The sequence below is a fragment of the Microcystis sp. LE19-84.1B genome (assembly GCF_027531875.1).
In the GTDB taxonomy this organism is placed as follows: Bacteria; Cyanobacteriota; Cyanobacteriia; order Cyanobacteriales; family Microcystaceae; genus Microcystis; species Microcystis panniformis.
Genome location: NZ_JAPZSR010000002.1, coordinates 1 through 1,306, shown reverse-complemented (window position 1 = coordinate 1,306; position 1,306 = coordinate 1). Strand labels below are relative to the sequence as shown.

Below are 1,306 nucleotides of genomic sequence, written 5' to 3'. Positions count from 1 at the left end.
GCAATCCTTTTAAGCCGTGAAGAAGTTGCTCAACGTGCAGAGAAACTGTACGAAAGCAGAATCCGCCAAGAGGTGGAAGTTGAAGAAAACATTGGCAAGATGGTCATCATTGACATTGAAACAGGTGACTACAAAGTTGATGAAAATGGCTTACACGCTGCTGACTTATTGAGCGAGAAACACCCCCATGCTCGGCTCTTTGGGATCAAAATTGGCTACAACGTTGCTGCCGCTTTTGGTGGGGGTGTTATGGAGCGTGTAGTTAAGTGATTTTAGGTATTGTGGCTAATGGACACCCGCTTATCACTATCCCATTTCGGATTCCAAATCGCGCCGACTTTCCGATTGAGTTTGTAGTAGATACAGGATTTACAGATGAGCTTTGTTTACCACCCGAAGCAGTAGCATTGCTGAATCTTCCTTTCAGGTACGATATGCGTGCGAATTTAGCAGACAACAGCCAAGTAATGCTGCCTCTTCACAAAGCAATTATTATCTGGAATGGTGAGGAGCGAGAAACTCGTGTATTTGCCACAGGACGGCGACCCCTGGTTGGAACTGCTTTATTAGATAGCCATGAACTTGTGATTCAGTTTACAGAAGGTGGGTTGGTAACGATTGATGATTTGTAGTGCGATGCCGAAGGCACTGCGTAGCAGCACGCCGATTTTGTAGGGTGCGTTCCCTAATGAGGCTCCTACTGCTCCACCGATCGATTTTTGGGGAACGCACCATGCACATTGATTGCAGCTGTGATACCAAATCCTGTTACAATAAAACGAGTAAAGACGAGGTTTTAGACCCGATTTTTTTGATACCATTTAGTGAATAATCGACCTCTGGTAAGCTAGAGAGCGCCAGAGCAGGGAGAGTAGAGCTTTTGTACTAAATTTTCCTGTCTTTTTTCTCCTCCTATCTGGGATTCTCCTCAGCTAAGGTCAGATTTTTGATTTTTGCAGGAGATCTATAGCGGTTTTCCCAGAAGTTAGTCCCGATTGAATCTATCAAGGGATTTACCATACCTTACCCGAAATAATAGTGAAATTTTGTGACAAAGTGCAGCCAGATACAAGAATCTTTGCTAGATTCCTAGAAAGCTTCTATGATAGGTTTCCTTAAAGGAGGCTGTTTGCAGTAAGCTAATCTGGCTAACACGCTTTTGGGTGTGATATAGGGGAGGATACAACCATGACTCATGAGATTTTAGGTGAATTTTTATCTTTGCCTGCTGAAGCACAGAGCCAAGTAGTCAGCCTGATCGCTTTTTTGAAACAAAAGTACATATATTCTGAACCTCTGTCTGCAT

General features: G+C 43.6%; 2 protein-coding genes. Both read left to right on the top strand.

What is annotated here, in order from left to right; translation table 11 throughout:
- The coding region (locus O9324_RS00030; protein ID WP_288139155.1) for a hypothetical protein at window positions 1-270 on the top strand (270 nt) is incomplete at its 5' end.
- On the top strand, window positions 267-632 hold the full coding sequence (locus tag O9324_RS00025) for a clan AA aspartic protease (protein ID WP_288139154.1): 366 nt from the start codon (window positions 267-269) through the stop codon (window positions 630-632). The genes O9324_RS00030 and O9324_RS00025, both read left to right, overlap by 4 nt.
- Window positions 633-1,306 lie beyond the last annotated feature (674 nt).